Raw genomic sequence first — 16,758 nt, 5'->3', positions numbered from 1 at the left:
AGCTTTCCCCTTCCAGAGTTGCCCGCTAGGTCCCACCCGTTCGCCACATCGCCTCGCTGCGGTTCGAGGGGAAGCATGATGGCCGTCGAAGACCTGACGTACAACAGGCAGACGCCAATACTGTTGCGGCAGCGTCCAAATCATGTAATCTGAGGAAGCGGCAGTTAAGCCGTGTATAGGTAAGGGGAGGAAATGATTACAAAGCTGATCGGTGGCGCGGCTCTTGCTTTGAGCTTGGCTTTCGGAGCTGCGGGCACCGCATCCGCCGACATCGAGACATGGCTCGCTATCTATGTCGACGGGCGGTCGCATCAGTTTGCGTCCAAAGGTGAGTGCGAAAACTTCGGCAGAGCCAATGTTGGCAAATTCGCCGGCGAGTTCAGGGAGTGGAGCTGCAACTATCTTCCTCACTTCAACAAGTATGAACTGCAGGGTCACAGGCGCTGAGTTGTGAATTATTCGTCGGCTTTGTGAGCGAACGCACCTCTCCAGTAGGCTGGCAGAGGTGCGTTTACTTTTAGCAAACTGGCCGTAAGGCAATTTAGCGAAAATCCCCGCATGGCTGCGCTGCGACGGTCAGCCGAGTCCGGGCTGACATCATCAGCGATGCGTGAGGGTGTAGCGCCCGGGCGCTACCTCGCGGCAGTACCAGTCCGCCGCGGCATGGCGGACCATTTCGCAATTGTCCCAGCTCACGTTGCTCGGCGGAGTGACACAGCTTCCGTCCTTCGGTGAGGGGAAGCAGTGCGCGGCGACCGTGTCGAATTCCTGTGCCGCCGACGCGGTCACCGCCGTTGCGAGCATGGCCCCTGCGGCGACGGCACCGGCGATGACAGACTTCGTGACCATTCTCATCTCGACTCCCCTGATCGTTGTCAATGGTTCGCACGTAACCCGAGCAAATGTGTCCCGCTGCACTCGGCCCGGCACCATACTTCGACGTCTCGACGCCCCATCCGGTTTCAACGACTTGCTATGGCTGAGGCGACATCCCCCTATCGGGTGACTCGAACGCTACTGCTCGCAGACCTATCGTTCCGCGTCGACGCGCGTCACGGTTCCAGGTAAAGGCGTTCGCACGGCAAACGCGGCAACGCGATGGTGGTACCGGGAATCACGGTGAGGTCGGCAGCGGGTCGCACGGCGCGCCACTCGCGAATGAACCGCATAGCTGCGGTGTGGCAGGCGGCGAAGTCCAGACTCACGCCGTCGAGCAGGACCCGCAAGTGAACATCTGGCTCCCCCGGGCGCGGAGTCGTCACGTTTTCGGCTCCTGCGGTCCGGAAGACCCAGCCTGCACGGTGCGCGAAACACCGAGCCGTACTCGCCCCGCGGCCACCGCGTTCACCATGGCGTTGAACCCGTCCCAGTGCCGCACATGGTGGAGCACCTGGTCGTCGCTGATCCCGCCGAGTTGCCGCTCCTCGCGACGGCATCGCACGAAGTCCGCCGTGAGCAGGCTGACCATCTCGCCATAGGAGTAGTGCATTTCCTGCACGTCCGCGGCGGGCCGGTAACCCTTTCGGCCCGCCGCAGCGAGCAGATCCTCGACATAGCGGTCGATTGCCCAGATATGGAGATCCATCAGATAGGCGAGCCGTCGATCCATCGGACGACCCCGCTTGCCGCTCTCGTAATGCCGCACCCACACGCCGAGCAGTCCCACGGCCGACACAATCATCGCGTCGGCGGGCCGCGTCCGGCCGTTGAAGATATCGAAGAAGGCTCGAGTGCCGGGCAGGCACAGCCCACGAGATCCGTTCTGGTGCGGATGTGTTCGCGGGTCGGCTGTCACCGCACTCCCCTGGTGGGCGCGGAAGCTCCTGCGGCGCCGAGCACCGACAAGTCGATCGCCCGCGGCGGAAGGCATCGGCTGATCGCCGTGACCACGACCATCGCCGAGGGCCGGAAGCCGTCCCGAGGCCGCTCGACCCAATGCCGCACCGCCGGAGGACGGTCGGCCGGAGACGGCAAAGCGATCACACGGCCGTGACCGTAGACCGCGATACCGGCCCGATACAGCTGGGCGAACACCGTGGGAGAGTCCGGTAGGTCAGGTCGCACAAGGAAGACCCAGCTTCGTGATCTCGGGTACGACACGATCGGTCCTGTCGCACATCCACGCCGCCGGAGTTCCTCGCGGACCTCATGACCGAGATACCCAGCCATCCCCAATCCCCATACGCTTCCGGCCGGGACCGTGATGCATCCGGTGTGCGGGTCAACGCCCGCAGCGAGTCCGCCTATACGGCGGTAGAACGCGCACCGGGTGGTCGGGGTGTCTCGGAACGGGCCTTCCTGCATGCTGATCCCCCTGCCGTCGAGTAAGTCGGAAGTGCGCCCTATCGCAGAATGCTTCGCCGCTTCGAACCGACAAAACCCTGTTCAGCGGCCTGGCGCACGCACAGCACACCAGCCGGACCACGGCCTCACAGACCAGATCCGCATATTCAGGACAACTTCTCCGAAAGCCCAAGACAGCATCGAGTTTTGGGGTACCAATGGATGCGGTTCAGACCGAGTGCTGGATTCATTTACCTGGGGGAATACCGATGACCGAGATCGAGTCGCCGACGCTGCTGCGCCGCCAGCTCGGCAGATTTCTGCGCGAGGCGCGCGAAGGCCGTGGACTGACGATCGCCGTCGCCGCCAAGGAAGTTCAGCTCAGCTTCAACGGACTACAACGCCTGGAAACCGGCCGCGCCGTGAAGCCCCGCCGCCAGGACGTGCGCGAGCTGTGCATGCTGTACGAGGTGAACCCCGAGCACACCGAACAGGCGGTGGGGTTGGCATCGCGCGCGGCAACGGCACGGGACGAGGACGGGATCACTCCGCTCGGCGGGTTGTTCTCGGATGCCTTCAACATGTACGTCGGCATGGAGCGGTCAGCTCGGCGGCTGACGTCTTACGAGGTCCAAGTGCCCGGCCTGTTGCAGACCGCTGACTATGCCCGCGCCTTGATAGGGGCGTTTCTGCACGACGGTTCGGCCGACGAAATCGAACAACGCGTGCGGGTTCGCCTCAACAGGCAGGTGGCTGTCACCCGCAAGACCCGTCCCGTAGATCTTCACGTGCTTCTCGACGAAGCAGCGCTGTACCGAATGGTCGGCGGGCCGAAAGTGATGGCCGAGCAACATCGCTATCTAGCCGATGTCAGCACCCGGCCGAACGTCACGCTGCGCATCCACCCGTGGTCGGCCGGATACACACGCGGCATCTTGCACGGCTCGTTCGTCCTCTTGGACTTCGGCACCGACAGCAAAGGGTCGCCGATCGAGCCCCCAGTCGTCTATCTGGACGGGGGGATGAGCAGCGATCTCTATCTCGAAAGACCCGAAATAGTGCAGCGTTACACTGAAATGGCCAGCGCGATCCGCCAGACGGCACTGGACGAGAAGACCACGCGAGACCTGCTCCGCCGGGTAGCAAGGAGTTATGACAGTGACCGTTGACCTATCCGGAGCAAGCTGGTTCAAGAGCAGCTACAGCGCCTCCAACGGCCAGTGCGTAGAGGTCGCCCACCTGAACGACGGCATGGTCGGCACACGCGACTCCAAGAACCCGACCGGCCCGGCCCTGACATTCACCCCCGCCGCATGGGACATCTTCCTCGCCGGAACCAATGACGGCGAATTCGACCACAGCTGAACACGTTTCGATCCCTAAATCGCACCACACCTAACGGGCTCGATGATGAAGTCACCGGGCTCCGCGGTCGGACGCACGCCCCGAACGAACCTCCCTCGGCAGCAACCCGTTCGGCGAGGGAGTCGAGTTCAGCTGTGGGCGTTCCCGCAACCTGCACGACGGCCGTGAGTGGCACACGGCTGCGGCAATTCGCGAGTAGACCTCTCAGCGATGTGCCACTCGCGGGAACACGGTCGTCGTCGCGTATACCTAAATATCCGGGAACTCCGTTGTAACCGTGGGAGACACGCCTGATCGCTTCCTCCGTACCGACGGTCCAGACCTCCCACGACCGACCACCGCCCGGGAATGCACCGAACTCGATGTAACCTTTGTCAGCCAACTCTCGGAGTATTGCGAGAACGTATGCACGCGAATATTCTTCGGGGGCGATCTTCTCAACCGTGCCGCCGAATTCACCGATGGCCGCCCAATCGTCGGAGACATTGTAAAGAAGAAAATTCTCCAGCTTCTCGATCACGGCAGACGCACCTTCGCTGGCCTCTTACTTCCCGGATAAAGGATGTCGATGGTCACACCACCCGATTCACTTTTGTCTCTGATTCTTATCTCCGTACCGTCTTCCAAGCGAGCACCCTGACACCAGTGGCGAATGCCTGGTCGGACTCGCGGACGGTGTCCGCGGTGATCCCCAGCTTCTCCGCCAGCTCGAACAGCGCATCCCACACCCGCACCGCCCCTTGGTGGAACTCCTCCCATCCGGCTACGAAAGCGCCGGCGTTGGAACCGGTTCAGCTCTCCAACATGTCCCGGACATCGGTCTCCAGTGCCGCATACCCGTCCCGGCACTGAGTGGCGACATCGAATGCCAAGCGCCCTAATGCGTTGACTTCATCTGTCTGCACCGACAATGATGGCTGTTCGCCGGCCAACCCTCTGCCCCTCCGCCGCCGAATAAGTCCAACGGTAAAGGTACTCCGAGCCGCCGCGACGTGAATAGTGCTGCCCGCTGGTACCGAACGTGAAGAGCGGAAAGAGCACGACTCATGCGGAATCGGAAACGCCAACCACCTACGGCCGAACGCGAACGAGGGCACGGACTCGAGCGGAGTCCGTGCCCTCGTTGAGCTGTTCAGTTGCGGACGCTCAGCCGAGCGCCCAGCTCACCAGGAGCTCTTCTGCACGGGGTATGAGTGTGAATGGTGGGGACCGGCTGAAGAATGCCCGAAAGCGGGCCGGTATGACTCATCGGCCCACTTGGTCGCCAGGAATAGAAGCGCTGTTGTCACCACACGGGCAGTGACACCAGGATCGAAACGCTCAGGCCCAGCCAGGAGATCGCGACGCCTGTGCCGAACTGTCGAGCCCTACCCTTCGACAGCAACAGGATGACGACTATCACTATCTCAGCAGCCAAGACGAAGGCGTACAGGAAGAGCAGATAGTACGCCGTGGCAATCAGGGGAACCGCATTGACCAGCATGGCCACCGAGCATCCGGCGAAGTGCGCTCGGCCGAACCCAGAGGTCGAACTCTCGTCCTCGTCGGCGGAAGCGACCGTGATCCAGATCGCCGCCAGCGGTAGCGCGAGGGGAAAGAACCGCAGTGCCGGTACACAAAGCAGCACCGCGGACGCGGTGAGCACGCCGAGCGCGACACCTCTGAGTTTCGGAGAACTCGACCATGCCGATCCAACTCCGATGAGCGCGCCGACAGCGGAGATGGTCAAGTAACAGCCGACAGGTGGCTCATTGCGATCCGGGTAGATCACCGCCATTGCGGCTGCCACGGCGATCAGCTGAGGAATGAACCACAGCGAAGTGGTCCAAGTCGCGGCAGTCCAATACCCGGAACCCGTCCGCAGAGCGCGGAGGCCGACCATCGTTCACCCTCCCTCTGAAACATGAGCCGCAGCCCTTGGTGCTGGATCGGACGACGGACCCTACCTGCCCAACGGATGATCGTCCTCGGTAATCGTGCGAACCGACGGAGCCTTGTCCGGCGTCCCTGCCACAGTCCCTGGAAGATCGGTCGTCACCGGGAATCCAGGAGGCTGATCGCCCGGGTACTCCTGGTACGTCCTGAACTGGTCGAAGACGTTGGGATCGGTACCGGGAAGCTCATGATGGAAAGGCAAGTTCACACCCGGCCCCCACGAACGGCCGGATGCCGCTGGATCCACGGCAATAGTCCGAGTGCTGCCGTCCGGGCGGTCCTGGTAAGCCTCGAGGGAAGGGTAATCCGATCGAGCACCTTGTACTTGAACACCGTCCTCGCCCGGAACGAAGACTAAGTCGCCGTTGACCGATATCGGATGTTCCGACATCGGCCCTGGAGGATTCCTGGCTATGTCGGGCGCAAACGGATTGGCGGCGTCATAGCGGATACGAACTGCGCCGTCGTCCGTCTGCCATACGGTCGCCTCAGGAGTGCCGACCTTGGACACTCCAGGACTACCATCGGGATTCTGATCGACCGATGGATTCTGCCGAATGACGACGATGCCGTTCTCATAGTCCACATACGTAGCGACACGCGTGTGTTCAGGATCGAAGTTCGGGTCAGCCGTCCGATTGTCACCCATGTCCCGGTTCGTGGGTGGAAAGCTCGTTACATCGCGCTGTTCGATGTACTGACTGGTCCGCACCACACCTTGATCTTGGACAGGATTGATACGTACCACCCGGATCTCCGGCCCTACTCCCTGATACTTCGGGTCGAAGCTTTTCGGGTTCAGCGCCTCCGCAGTGGTCCAGTCGTTAGGGCTGGTCGGTGGCCGACCGAACACCTGCTGAAACGCCGCAGCAGAGGTGCGTATGCGTTCAGGGTCTGCCCTCGAATCCTCGGACCGGTCGGCCTGGATCGCGGCGTTGGCCGCTGCGAGCACCGACTCGGGCGCCATGACCGCGAGTTCGTCATTCGCAGCCGCGATCTTCGCGCCCCACTGCGCGTCGAATGTCTCGAGTGTCGAGACCAGTCCGACGAGTCTTGAAAGTTGCGCTCCTGATTCAGAATTCCAGTCTTCTACACCACTGATGCTCCAGTCGTCACCGACCGTCACCGGCAGCGCGACGTAGTGCTGAAAGATCAAGCGGATCTCGGAAAGCGGGTGGGCCATATCGCGAGCGGCCCCAGCACAAGCAGAACTTAGGTCATCGTAAGCGGTTGCGATGGCGCGCATCTGGGACTGCTCCCGATCAGCCCGTCCCTCCGCTGCCCTTCTCGCATCGCCGTTCCAAGGGAGGCCGTAAATCGTGCCGTGCATCGTATTGGATGCCGTAATGATCGCTTCCGCGATGCGAGTGGCGTTGTCGGCAACCGCTTGAAGGCCGGAGACATCCCAGTTCAGCACATCCATAGGGGTGGGCATGACTTACCGTCCCCCGTGCGGGTCGCCAGAGTTGATATCGGGAACTGCCGCGAGCCGGTTGGCCGCGTCGATATCTGTGTTCTGGAACTTGTCGGCAGATAACGCCAGAAGTGCGGAGAACTGGTTGAACCGAGCCCGCAACACATCTTTGGCCGTCTTGCTCCTGCCATCGCTGCTGCTGATCGCCGCCCCGACGGCGGAGCCCTTCAATTTGTCGGTGACCGGGCCAGCGCCCAGGTGCGGTGCGCGATCGATTTCGCTGGGCAACAGAGCCATAGAACCTGCCGCCGCGCGCAGCGTGTCCGGGTCTACTTCGAATGCCATACCTCCCCCTTTCACCCCGCACTCGGGATGTCGCACCTCTCCTGCAAGTACAACTTGCCGTTCAGGACGACCGAGCTCGATACAGTTTAACCGGGCATCCTCAGACCTACCTCACGTGACCAAGCCACACCCGCAGTGAAGCTCAGGCGGGTGTGCAGCGGCGGAGGGTCGAAGCCGGTGAACCTCGTGGACTGCGCGTCAGCGAAAGCTTCTTAGTTAGCAGTCATGTTGGGAATCCAGCGCTAGAACAGGCCGAGCGGAACAATCCCCATACCCCTCCCGGCGTCGGCGGAACCATCGTGGGCCTCGTCATCGGGATCGCCGCCGGCGGACTGCTGCTGCATCAGCCTGCCGGTGAGCCTGATCGTCGGTGTGCTCGGCGGCATGGCGATCGGAGGCGCGGCGGGCGCGTACATCCCCAACTCCGAGGTCCCCGGCTAGTGGGACCACCAGGGGGAGTGCCGAAACAGCGGGCCTTACCGCTCTGCTGGTAGTACTCAGCGGCTATCGAAGCGGGGCGCCGAATCATGAGAGCGGGTGCCTTTGCCCACTGTCGACTCCTCGGAAGCCGCTCGTATGTTCGCCAAGCACTCCTTCGCTCAGCGTTCGAAACGAAAACCGGACAGTCCGCCACTGCCGTATGCGTCGGTCAATCGAGGCCGGATTATGAAGCCGACTCCGGCTGCGCGGAGCCCGATGAGGATGCCCATTCAACGACGCACAGCAATTCGACTGTGGCCCTCGGTCAGCGGCCGGGCGGCATATTCTTCGACGGCACCGGACGTGCTGGGTCGGATGTTTGCGTGTCTCCATCCGGGCTGGCGAGACGCCGTTCCAGGGCGGTGAAAGCACTGATCGCCTCGGGTGACTCGAAGGCCCTGTTGCGGCGGCCCACGCTGAGCTGGCGGAGAATTCCGGCTTCGGCCAAACGCTGCACAGCGGCGTTTGTAGCGGGAAAACTGCGTCCGATGAGTGCCGACGCCGTGGCGACGGTGAGGACCGGAGCTCCGATCAGTTTGCCGAGCAGCAGGTCCAGCGCGGAGTTCGCCCGCACCGGCGCCACTCGATCGCGCCACGACCTTTGCAACTCCGCAGCCTTCATCTCGAAAGCGGTAGCATCCTGCGCCGCACGAGTGCAGGCGGCGGCGAAACGCGCCACCCAAATGTTCAGATCGTCGGTAGCTTGCTCGGAATCGGGCGCACCGATGTGCCGAAATCGAGTCAGACCGTCGATGTAGCTGTCGCTCCACGTGGCGAGAATCAGCGACACAGGCGCGACGACGCGTTCCGCCACGCCGCGGCGGCGCAGTATCAGGTGGATCAACGCGCGACCGGTTCGGCCGTTGCCGTCGATGAACGGGTGGATTGTCTCGAACTGCGCGTGCGCGATGGCGGCCTGCGTGACAGCGGGCAGATCGTCGCTATTGCAGAACGAGATCAAGTCCTCCATCAACTCGGGTACGAGCTCCGGCGGTGGCGGAACGAAGACGGCCGAGCAGGGATTGAAGGAGCTGCCACCGATCCAGTTCTGTACCTCTCGTAAACATCCGCCATGCTGTGCGAGCCTGGTGCCCGTGAGCAACCGTCGATGAATCTCGCGCAGAACATCTTCGGTGATCGACTCACCACGGCCGACCGCATTGGCAGCCACAGCCATGGCATCGATATTCGCCAGCACCTCGGCGGCCGTCACATCCGATGATTCTCCTTCGAGCTGACGCGCCGCCTCCGCGCGCAGCAGTCGACGCGCGCCGACCACCAACCCCTCGATCCGTGACGATGCGATGGCCTCGGCGCGCAGCAGCAACCGAGACAACGCTTCTGTCTCGACGAGCGCCACCGCCTCCGTATCGAGACGGGTGATCGCCACCTCCGCATCGACGACGTCGGCGGCGGTTTCGCTGGTCAAAACGACGCGGCGGCCAGCCAACGAATCGGGCAGATACGCGTGGTACGTGCCGGAGCCACGGTCTCGTCGAGACAGGCCACCGCCATCCAAGTTGCCAACCCACCGCCGCTGCGCAAACTTAGCCATGCCACCTCCTTATTAAAGGTTAACAGATAACCTTTAATAAGTATGCCGGAGCTCTGTCCAGTCCACACGCGGGCGCTGACCGTGGTGGACCGACTCCCGACGCCGCCCCGACGAAGATGGGGCATCGAGCCGCTGCTCGCACCCTCGGTCACCGGCCGACTTGTCGACTTCGCGCCGCCCACCTCCGCACCGCGCCGTGCCGGCGACGTTCCGCCATATCCACTGATCACGTGGTCCGGTCGGATATCGAATTGCTGCACCACGTCGAAACACACGGGTAGACCGGGACGCACTGAACGATGTCGACCTGCTCATCCGGGGTAGCGCGTCTGGACAGCGCCGAACAAGAGCTTTGCGGCAGTCTCCCGATGCGGCGGCGGGGCTGGCGACAGCATTCGCTCTTGATTTGCCGAACCTCATGCCGAATCCAAATATCTTGCGGCTCAATCGGTTCCCCAATGTCGACAATGTCACAGAACTTGCCTTGTCGACGGTGCGATCGCTACCAATAGTGCGTTCACATCGCACGATACGACGTTCGATTCGTCCACGTCGGGGGTGTCGGGGGTCGGGGAGGAAATGAATTCAATGTTCTATCGCGCTGCAATACACATCGGTCGTAAGGCGCTCATCGGTGCGCTGCCGCTGGCCGTGGCGACTACGTTCGCCGGTGCCGGAGCCGCATCGGCCACCGACTACGCCGAGCAGCAGGCTCGGTTGGCCCAGGCGATTTCGACGACGGGCACGTCCGCGGACATCGGCTACCACGCCACGGTCGCACCGGACCTGAGCACCGTCTCCACAACGCTGGATGCCGGCACGTTCCAGCTCGGCGAGACCTCGATCAAGGTCGTGAGCAAGGCGGGAGCGGCGGTCACCGAGCTTCCGCGTACGCTGGCCACGCCGTCCGGAACCACCATCGCCCTGGATGCCAAGGTGTCCGAGGACGGCCGGACGCTGTCGGTGACGACACCCGAGGTCTCGGCAGCGACGGGCGCGGAGTTGAAGGACATCGCGACGAATCCGGGAGCGCAGTACCCGGATCCGGTCATGAACGGTGCGGCCGCGGGTGCGGGCGTCGGTGCGGTCGCCGCCCTCATCACCTGCATTCCGACCCTGGCGATCTTCGTCGTCGGTTACGCGCTGTGCGCCGTGGTCGGCGTGGTGACCACCGCCATTCTCGGCGCCGTGATCGGCGCGATCGTGGGTACGGTCGCGCCCGATGTCATTCCGCAGGTGCTGCCCTGACAATCAGCGATTGACCTGCTGAGCTGAAGTCGCGAAAGGCGCTGCGGCGGAGCGGATCCGCCGCAGCGCCATTCTTCGGGTCGTCTGCGATTCGCTACTCGGCGCAGGCCCGGTAGTCACACCGTCGCCGCGCGGGCTCTGTCGCGTCCGGCAATTACCGGTGGCTTCAGGAAGCCGGCGGCCCAGGACTCCCTCGCGCTGGTGCTGCCGAGGGTGGCCAGATGGGCGCGACGTCGACAGGCCGCCGACATCCGTCGAGGAAGGTCGCCACATGACTCTTCCGGCAACCTGTCGGTGTGACAGCGCTCGGCGTGCCATACGCCCAGCTGCGGAGTCAACGGGAAGATCACATCGGGTACACCGGGTGCTTGCGCGGGTTGAACTCCGGCTTGACCGGCGGCTTGTCCCGCAACAGGCGCAGCGCGCTCCGGATCTCCAGACGGGTGCGCGCCGGTTCGATGACCGCGTCGATGTAGCCGCGTTCGGCGGCGATCCACGGGGTGGCGATCGTCTCGTTGTACTGGTTGATCATGAACTCGCGCGCCGCTGCCCGATGCTCCTCCGGCACCGCCGCCAATTGCCGCTTGCCGATGAGGTCGACCGCGCTGTCGGCGCCGATCACAGCGATCCGAGCCGTCGGCCAGGCGAAACTGATATCGGCACCTACCTGTCGGGCCGCCATCATGCCGTAGGCGCCACCGTAAGACTTGCGCACGACCAGGTTGATGATCGGGACCGTCGCCTCGATGATCGCACGCGGGACCCGCCCGCCGCGGATGATCACACCGTTGGCTTCCTGCTCGAGGCCCGGCAGCACGCCCGGGGTGTCCGCGACGAACACCAGCGGGATATTGAACGCATCGCAGAGCCGGATGAAGTAGGTCGACTTGTCCGAGCAGGCGGCGTCGATGGAACCACCGAGCACCAACGGCTGGTTGGCGATCACACCGACCGGATAGCCGTCGACCCTGGCGAACCCGGTGATCAGATTCGGGGCGAACGCGGCGCGGATTTCGTGGAATTCACCGTCGTCGAAGATCCGCAGCAGGATCTCGTGCATGTCGTAACCGGCGCGATCGGAATCCGGGATGATCGTGTCGAGCTCGCGATCGGTAGCAGTGATCTCCGGCTCCAGGCCGGGGTTCACGATCGGCGGTTGCTCGAGACAGCTCGTCGGCATGTAGCTCAGGTAATTGCGCGCCCACTCGTACGCTTCCTGCTCGGTGTCGGCCACGTGATGCAGGGTGCCGCGTCTGGCCTGTACCTCGGCGCCACCGAGCTCCTCGGCGGTGACGTCCTCACCGTTGACGGCTTTGATCACCTCCGGTCCGGTAACGAACATGTAGGAATCCTTGGTGCCGATGAGCACGTCGGTGTTGATCGGCCCGTACACCGAACCCGCCGCACACTTGCCGAGAATGATCGACACCTGTGGCACATACCCGGACAGTTTCTCCAACACCCGGGAAATATCACCGAACGAAGCGATCGAACCCACCGCGTCCTGGATACGCGCACCGCCGGAATCATTGATCGTCACCACCGGGCATGCGTTGTCGAACGCGAGTTGCAGCGCCCGCATGAACTTGCGGGCGGACGTGATACCGACCGACCCGCCGTACACGGTCTGATCGTGGGCGATCACCACCACCGGACGGCCCCCGATCAGACCGCGACCGGTGACCAGCCCGTCACCGTAGAGAGCATCCGGTCGGTCGGGCTGACGAGCCAACGCACCGGTCTCGATGAACGTCCCGCGGTCGAGCAGCATGTTCACACGCTGGCGAACGCTCGGAACGCCCTTCTTCTCCCGCTTGGCGGCACCGGCCTCACCCGCCGGTTCCGCAGCGATCGCCAGGATCTTGACCAGTTCATCAAGCTTCGCCTCGGTACCTGTCACGCTCGCTGCCACCTTCCGAACCAACTGTTGTGCCCCCGCGACGTTAAGCGCTATCGACACAAAACGTGTCATCGAACTGGATATCCCGGACAAATCACAGCCGAGGTCGGCCACATATCAGATCCCTCGACAGTCAGAGGAACGAAGGACTGGCAAGACGCCGTTCCATGGCGGTGATCGCCTCGTGCGACTCGGAGGCACGGTCGCGGCGGCCGCCGGTGAGCCGGCGCGGGATTCCAGCTTCGGTCGAACACTCCACGGCGGCGTTCGCGGCGGGAAACCGCGTCCGATCAGTGTTGCCGCGGTGGAAGCGCCTCCATGGACGGCGAGGGCACGGACTCGGTGTGAGTCCGTGCCCTCGGTGTCTTGCTATCCGGGTGCGCTCACGAGGAGCGCGAGCTCACCAGGAGCTCTTGTGCACGCCCGGCAGCTCGCCCCGGTGCGCCATCTCGCGCAGGCACACGCGGCAGAGGCCGAACTTGCGGTAGACCGCGTGCGGGCGACCGCACCGCTGGCAGCGGGTGTAGGCGCGGACCGCAAACTTGGGCTTGGCGTTGGCCTTGTTGACCAGTGCTTTCTTTGCCATGTGCTCAGTTCTCCTTGAACGGGAAGCCGAGGTGCTTGAGCAGGGCACGGCCTTCTTCGTTGTTGGTCGCGGTGGTCACCACGGTGATGTCCATACCACGCGGACGGTCGATGCGGTCCACGTCGATCTCGTGGAACATCGACTGCTCGCTCAGGCCGAACGTGTAGTTGCCGTTGCCGTCGAACTGCTTCGGCGACAGGCCGCGGAAGTCGCGGATACGGGGCAGCGCGATGGAGACCAGGCGGTCGAGGAACTCCCACATCCGGTCGCCGCGCAGGGTGACCTTGGCGCCGATCGGCATGCCCTCACGCAGCTTGAACTGCGCGATGGACTTGGTCGCCTTGCGGATCTGCGGCTTCTGACCGGTGATCAGGGCCAGGTCCTCGACGGCGCCGTTGATCAGCTTCGCGTCGCGGGCGGCGTCGCCGACACCCATGTTGACGACGACCTTCACCACGCCCGGGATCTGCATCACGTTGGCGTAGTCGAATTCCTTGTTCAGCGCTTCCTTGATTTCTTCGCGGTAGCGCTGCTTCAGCCGGGGCTGCACTTTTTCCGTCGTGGTCATATCAGATGTCCTTCCCGTTCTTACGGGAGATCCGGACCCGCTTGCCGCTCTCCTCGTCGGTCCGGTAGCCGATACGGGCCGGCTTGCCGTCGGAGTCGACGACCATCACGTTCGAGACGTGGATGGGGGCTTCCTGGGTCACGATGCCGCCCGAGGAGGCGCCGCGCTGGTTGGCGGAGTTCGCGACGTGCTTCTTGATCCGGTTCACGCCCTCGACGAGGACCCGGTTCTCCTTCGGGTAGGCCTGGATGACCTTGCCCTTGGCGCCCTTGTCCTTGCCCGAGATGACGAGCACGGTGTCACCCTTGTGCACCTTCATGTCAGAGCACCTCCGGAGCCAGCGACACGATCTTCATGAACTTCTTGTCGCGCAGTTCGCGGCCCACCGGGCCGAAGATGCGAGTGCCGCGCGGGTCGTTGTCCGCCTTGATGAGCACGGCCGCGTTCTCGTCGAACTTGATGTAGGAACCATCCGGACGACGGCGCTCCTTGGTGGTGCGCACGACGACGGCCTTGACGACGTCACCCCGCTTCACGTTGCCACCGGGGATGGCGTCCTTCACGGTAGCGACGATGATGTCGCCGATACCGGCATAGCGACGCGACGAACCGCCGAGAACGCGGATGCAGAGAATCTCCTTCGCACCCGTGTTGTCGGCGACGCGCAGTCGCGACTCCTGCTGAATCACTTCAGCGTCCTCCTTGACCTGGACGTATGTGCACGCCGGATTGCCGACCCGACGGGCATGGTCGGTTGCCCTCCGGACGCGCGCCTGCCAGCGGTTTTCCTCGGTTCGAGCAAGAAACGCGGAACCAACCACTGGGGGTTCACTGCCGGATTGCGGGCATAGCTCCCGCAGGCAACCGGTCTAGTGTATGGGAATCCGCAGGTCGTTCCCAAATCGGGGCCACACGGCGGTGCCCATTCCCCAATCCGGGCTGGACCGCCTCCACGCCGGTAGCCTCGTGTCCTGCAAGGCTGCCTTCGTACATCTGCGGCAACGCCGCGTCGGGGAGAGGACTCTCGTGACATCTACCGGTCGGCCAGCGAAGCTGGATCGTCGTGCCTTCCTGATCGCACTCGGCGCGGTCCCGGCTGTCGCCGCGCTGGTCGCGTGCTCGGACGACGCCGAACCCGCGAGCCGGACGCTCACCGGCGTCGATCTCACCGGCGCGGACGAGACGATCCGGCCGCAGGACGATCTGTACCGGCACGTCAACGGCAAGTGGCTGCGGGAGTACCAGCTGCCGCCGGACAAGGTGGCCTTCGGCTCGACGAGTGAGGCGGCCGAGCGCACGCAGCAGCAGCTGCGGGAGATCATCGAGGGAATCCGCGATCCGAAGCCGGGGTCGGAGGAGCAGCAGATCAAGGACCTCTTCGACGCGCGCCTGGACTGGGACGAGATCGAACGCCTGGGCATGACGCCGCTGGCGCCGCTGTTCGCCAAGGTCGACGGCGCCGCGACCAAGCAGGACCTGGCGAAAGTGATGGCCGAGCTGCCGATCGGCGGGCTGATCGGCCTCGGCATCGGCGTCGACCGGAAGAACTCCAACGCCTATATTCCCTCGGTCGGCCAGTCCGGTCTCGGACTCAGTGAGCAGTACTACCGGAAGCCGGAGTACGCCGAGGTGCTCGCGCAGTACCGGATCTTCCTCGAACGCCTCGCCGCGGGCGCCGGGCTGACCGACCCGGCCGGGACCGCCGGGCGGGTGTTCGACCTGGAGAAGCGCATCGCACCCGCACACTGGGACAACGTGCGCAACCGCGACACCGACGCGACGTACAACGTGTACAGCTGGGCGGATATGACCGCACTGGCCCCGGGCTTCGACTGGGATCCGTGGCTGGCGGGGAACACCGATCGCCCGCGCGAGCTGTTCGCGACGATGGTGGTCAATCAGCCGTCCTACCTCACGGCGGCCGGTCAGCTGTGGACCGAGGTGGACATCGCCACGTGGCGGGATTATCTGAAGCTGTACGTGCTGCGGGAGTTCGCTCCCTACCTGCCCAAGGCCGTCAACGACGCGAATTTCGAGTTCAAGGGCAAGGTGCTCAACGGGCAGGACGAGCGTCCCGAGCGGTGGAAGTACGGGGTCGGCATCGTCGATGAGCATCTCGGCGAGCAGCTCGGGAAACTGTACGTGGCGAAGCACTTTCCGCCGGACGCCAAGGAGCGCGCCAAGGAGATGCTGGCCGACGTCATCGCGGCCTACCGGGAGAATTTCACGAATTCGACCTGGATGTCGCCGGCGACCAGGAGCGCGTCACTGGCCAAACTGGACAAGATCGATCCCAGGATCGGCTACCCGGACAAGTGGGTCGACTATTCGAAGCTGAAGATCACCAAGGGCAAGCTGATCGAGTCCCTGCTCGCCGTCAACGAGTTCGAAGTCAAGCGCGCGTTCGCCCGCCTCGGCACCCCGGTCGACAAGTCCGAGTGGGCCATGCCGCCCCAGACGGTGAACGCCTACTATTCCTCGACTTCCAATCAGATCGTCTTCCCGGCCGCCTACCTCCAGCCGCCTTTCTTCGACAAGGACGCCCTGCCCGCGGTCAATTTCGGCGCGGTCGGCTCCACCATCGGACACGAGATCGGCCACGGCTTCGACGACCAGGGCTCCAAGTACGACGGCGACGGCAACCGGCGCGACTGGTGGACGCCCGAGGACCGTGCCGCCTTCGAGGCCAAGGCCAAGCAACTCGTCGACCAGTACAACGCGCTCGTACCGGAGGGCCTCGAGCCGAGCCAGCACGTCAACGGCGAGCTCACCGTCGGCGAGAACCTTGCCGATCTGCGCGGACTCCAGATCACGCTGGCCGCCTTCCGCATCGCGGAGAAACGTCGCGGTATCGACGATCCCGACTACCGCACCATGTTCCTGTCCTGGGCCCGCAGCTGGCGCGAGAAGCAGACCAAGGAACTCACGATCCGCTACCTGGCCGCCGATAACCACTCCCCCGCCGAATTCCGCTGCAACCAGGTGGTGCGCAACCTCGCGGAGTTCTACAAGACCTTCGAGGTGAAGGAAGGCGACAAGCTGTTCCTACCTGCGGACCAGCGGGTGACGTTCTGAGTCG

Annotated in this window: 20 protein-coding genes; 5 read left to right on the top strand and 15 right to left on the bottom strand. The window is 63.8% G+C overall.

Annotated features, from left to right (window positions below):
- The first annotated feature begins 192 nt into the window (after window positions 1-192).
- The gene (locus ON19_RS41660; protein WP_157229594.1) at window positions 193-447 is read left to right on the top strand and encodes a hypothetical protein; all 255 of its coding nucleotides are present in this window, start codon (window positions 193-195) and stop codon (window positions 445-447) included.
- Between the two features lie 153 nt (window positions 448-600).
- On the opposite strand, the gene ON19_RS04745 is transcribed toward ON19_RS41660, so the two are convergent.
- The 4 genes from ON19_RS04745 to ON19_RS39940 all read right to left on the bottom strand — a co-directional run bounded on the left by ON19_RS04745 (window position 601) and on the right by ON19_RS39940 (window position 2,034).
- On the bottom strand, window positions 601-855 hold the full coding sequence (locus tag ON19_RS04745; RefSeq protein ID WP_157229593.1) for a hypothetical protein: 255 nt from the start codon (window positions 853-855) through the stop codon (window positions 601-603).
- A 197-nt stretch (window positions 856-1,052) separates the two neighbouring features.
- Complete coding sequence (locus ON19_RS41295; RefSeq protein ID WP_086006594.1) at window positions 1,053-1,262, bottom strand: hypothetical protein; 210 nt, start codon at window positions 1,260-1,262, stop codon at window positions 1,053-1,055.
- Window positions 1,259-1,795: a hypothetical protein gene (locus ON19_RS04740; protein WP_157229592.1), complete on the bottom strand. Its 537-nt coding sequence runs from the start codon at window positions 1,793-1,795 to the stop codon at window positions 1,259-1,261. The genes ON19_RS41295 and ON19_RS04740 overlap by 4 nt, the downstream gene beginning before the upstream one ends.
- Entirely contained in the window at window positions 1,792-2,034 is a 243-nt protein-coding gene (locus ON19_RS39940; protein WP_051168537.1) for a hypothetical protein, read from the bottom strand. The genes ON19_RS04740 and ON19_RS39940 overlap by 4 nt, the downstream gene beginning before the upstream one ends.
- 518 nt (window positions 2,035-2,552) lie before the next feature.
- Between ON19_RS39940 and ON19_RS04730 the strand changes: the two genes are divergently transcribed.
- On the top strand, window positions 2,553-3,452 hold the full coding sequence (locus tag ON19_RS04730) for a helix-turn-helix domain-containing protein (protein ID WP_043687367.1): 900 nt from the start codon (window positions 2,553-2,555) through the stop codon (window positions 3,450-3,452).
- Entirely contained in the window at window positions 3,442-3,648 is a 207-nt protein-coding gene (locus tag ON19_RS04725; protein ID WP_083899143.1) for a DUF397 domain-containing protein, read from the top strand. The genes ON19_RS04730 and ON19_RS04725 overlap by 11 nt, the downstream gene beginning before the upstream one ends.
- A 605-nt stretch (window positions 3,649-4,253) precedes the next feature.
- On the opposite strand, the gene ON19_RS43575 is transcribed toward ON19_RS04725, so the two are convergent.
- The 6 genes from ON19_RS43575 to ON19_RS04705 form a co-directional block, all read right to left on the bottom strand.
- Complete coding sequence (locus tag ON19_RS43575) at window positions 4,254-4,382, bottom strand: hypothetical protein (protein WP_255218367.1); 129 nt, start codon at window positions 4,380-4,382, stop codon at window positions 4,254-4,256.
- A 551-nt stretch (window positions 4,383-4,933) separates the two neighbouring features.
- On the bottom strand, window positions 4,934-5,293 hold the full coding sequence (locus ON19_RS04720) for a hypothetical protein (RefSeq protein WP_157229591.1): 360 nt from the start codon (window positions 5,291-5,293) through the stop codon (window positions 4,934-4,936).
- Between the two features lie 297 nt (window positions 5,294-5,590).
- On the bottom strand, window positions 5,591-7,006 hold the full coding sequence (locus ON19_RS38685) for a WXG100 family type VII secretion target (RefSeq protein ID WP_157229590.1): 1,416 nt from the start codon (window positions 7,004-7,006) through the stop codon (window positions 5,591-5,593).
- A 15-nt stretch (window positions 7,007-7,021) separates the two neighbouring features.
- Complete coding sequence (locus tag ON19_RS04710; protein WP_043687364.1) at window positions 7,022-7,342, bottom strand: hypothetical protein; 321 nt, start codon at window positions 7,340-7,342, stop codon at window positions 7,022-7,024.
- A 242-nt stretch (window positions 7,343-7,584) separates the two neighbouring features.
- Complete coding sequence (locus tag ON19_RS41655) at window positions 7,585-7,758, bottom strand: hypothetical protein (protein WP_157229589.1); 174 nt, start codon at window positions 7,756-7,758, stop codon at window positions 7,585-7,587.
- Window positions 7,759-8,087: 329 nt separating this feature from the next.
- Complete coding sequence (locus tag ON19_RS04705) at window positions 8,088-9,377, bottom strand: Fic family protein (protein ID WP_043687362.1); 1,290 nt, start codon at window positions 9,375-9,377, stop codon at window positions 8,088-8,090.
- 588 nt (window positions 9,378-9,965) lie between these two features.
- Between ON19_RS04705 and ON19_RS04700 the strand changes: the two genes are divergently transcribed.
- Window positions 9,966-10,625, top strand: a complete 660-nt coding sequence (locus ON19_RS04700; RefSeq protein ID WP_043687361.1) for a DUF8020 domain-containing protein — start codon at window positions 9,966-9,968, stop codon at window positions 10,623-10,625.
- Window positions 10,626-10,971: 346 nt separating this feature from the next.
- On the opposite strand, the gene ON19_RS04695 is transcribed toward ON19_RS04700, so the two are convergent.
- The 5 genes from ON19_RS04695 to rplN form a co-directional block, all read right to left on the bottom strand.
- A complete protein-coding gene (locus ON19_RS04695; protein ID WP_043687359.1) occupies window positions 10,972-12,525 on the bottom strand; it encodes an acyl-CoA carboxylase subunit beta in 1,554 nt (517 codons plus the stop codon).
- 400 nt (window positions 12,526-12,925) lie between these two features.
- Window positions 12,926-13,111, bottom strand: a complete 186-nt coding sequence (locus tag ON19_RS04690) for a type Z 30S ribosomal protein S14 (protein ID WP_014981705.1) — start codon at window positions 13,109-13,111, stop codon at window positions 12,926-12,928.
- Between the two features lie 4 nt (window positions 13,112-13,115).
- On the bottom strand, window positions 13,116-13,679 hold the full coding sequence (gene rplE / locus ON19_RS04685) for a 50S ribosomal protein L5 (protein WP_043687358.1): 564 nt from the start codon (window positions 13,677-13,679) through the stop codon (window positions 13,116-13,118).
- 1 nt (window position 13,680) lies between these two features.
- Window positions 13,681-13,998, bottom strand: coding sequence for a 50S ribosomal protein L24 (gene rplX, locus ON19_RS04680; protein ID WP_040864865.1), 318 nt, complete (start codon window positions 13,996-13,998; stop codon window positions 13,681-13,683).
- 1 nt (window position 13,999) lies between these two features.
- A complete protein-coding gene (gene rplN / locus ON19_RS04675) occupies window positions 14,000-14,368 on the bottom strand; it encodes a 50S ribosomal protein L14 (RefSeq protein WP_039795505.1) in 369 nt (122 codons plus the stop codon).
- A 337-nt stretch (window positions 14,369-14,705) separates the two neighbouring features.
- Between rplN and ON19_RS04670 the strand changes: the two genes are divergently transcribed.
- A complete protein-coding gene (locus tag ON19_RS04670) occupies window positions 14,706-16,754 on the top strand; it encodes a M13 family metallopeptidase (protein ID WP_051168535.1) in 2,049 nt (682 codons plus the stop codon).
- Window positions 16,755-16,758: the final 4 nt, after the last annotated feature.

This window comes from Nocardia abscessus NBRC 100374 (genome assembly GCF_000308455.1).
In the GTDB taxonomy this organism is placed as follows: Bacteria; Actinomycetota; Actinomycetes; order Mycobacteriales; family Mycobacteriaceae; genus Nocardia; species Nocardia abscessus.
This window is presented reverse-complemented; position numbering and strand designations above follow the sequence as displayed.

Bases quoted from the DNA above. Each gene is read 5' to 3' on its own strand.
- ON19_RS41660 (WP_157229594.1), top strand. From the start codon at position 193: ATGATTACAAAGCTGATCGGTGGCGCGGCTCTTGCTTTGAGCTTGGCT.
- ON19_RS04710 (WP_043687364.1), bottom strand. From the start codon at position 7,342: ATGGCATTCGAAGTAGACCCGGACACGCTGCGCGCGGCGGCAGGTTCT.
- ON19_RS38685 (WP_157229590.1), bottom strand. From the start codon at position 7,006: ATGGATGTGCTGAACTGGGATGTCTCCGGCCTTCAAGCGGTTGCCGAC.
- ON19_RS04700 (WP_043687361.1), top strand. From the start codon at position 9,966: ATGTTCTATCGCGCTGCAATACACATCGGTCGTAAGGCGCTCATCGGT.
- ON19_RS04745 (WP_157229593.1), bottom strand. From the start codon at position 855: ATGAGAATGGTCACGAAGTCTGTCATCGCCGGTGCCGTCGCCGCAGGG.
- ON19_RS04690 (WP_014981705.1), bottom strand. From the start codon at position 13,111: ATGGCAAAGAAAGCACTGGTCAACAAGGCCAACGCCAAGCCCAAGTTT.
- rplE (WP_043687358.1), bottom strand. From the start codon at position 13,679: ATGACCACGACGGAAAAAGTGCAGCCCCGGCTGAAGCAGCGCTACCGC.
- ON19_RS41655 (WP_157229589.1), bottom strand. From the start codon at position 7,758: ATGTACGCGCCCGCCGCGCCTCCGATCGCCATGCCGCCGAGCACACCG.
- rplX (WP_040864865.1), bottom strand. From the start codon at position 13,998: ATGAAGGTGCACAAGGGTGACACCGTGCTCGTCATCTCGGGCAAGGAC.
- ON19_RS04705 (WP_043687362.1), bottom strand. From the start codon at position 9,377: ATGGCTAAGTTTGCGCAGCGGCGGTGGGTTGGCAACTTGGATGGCGGT.
- ON19_RS04730 (WP_043687367.1), top strand. From the start codon at position 2,553: ATGACCGAGATCGAGTCGCCGACGCTGCTGCGCCGCCAGCTCGGCAGA.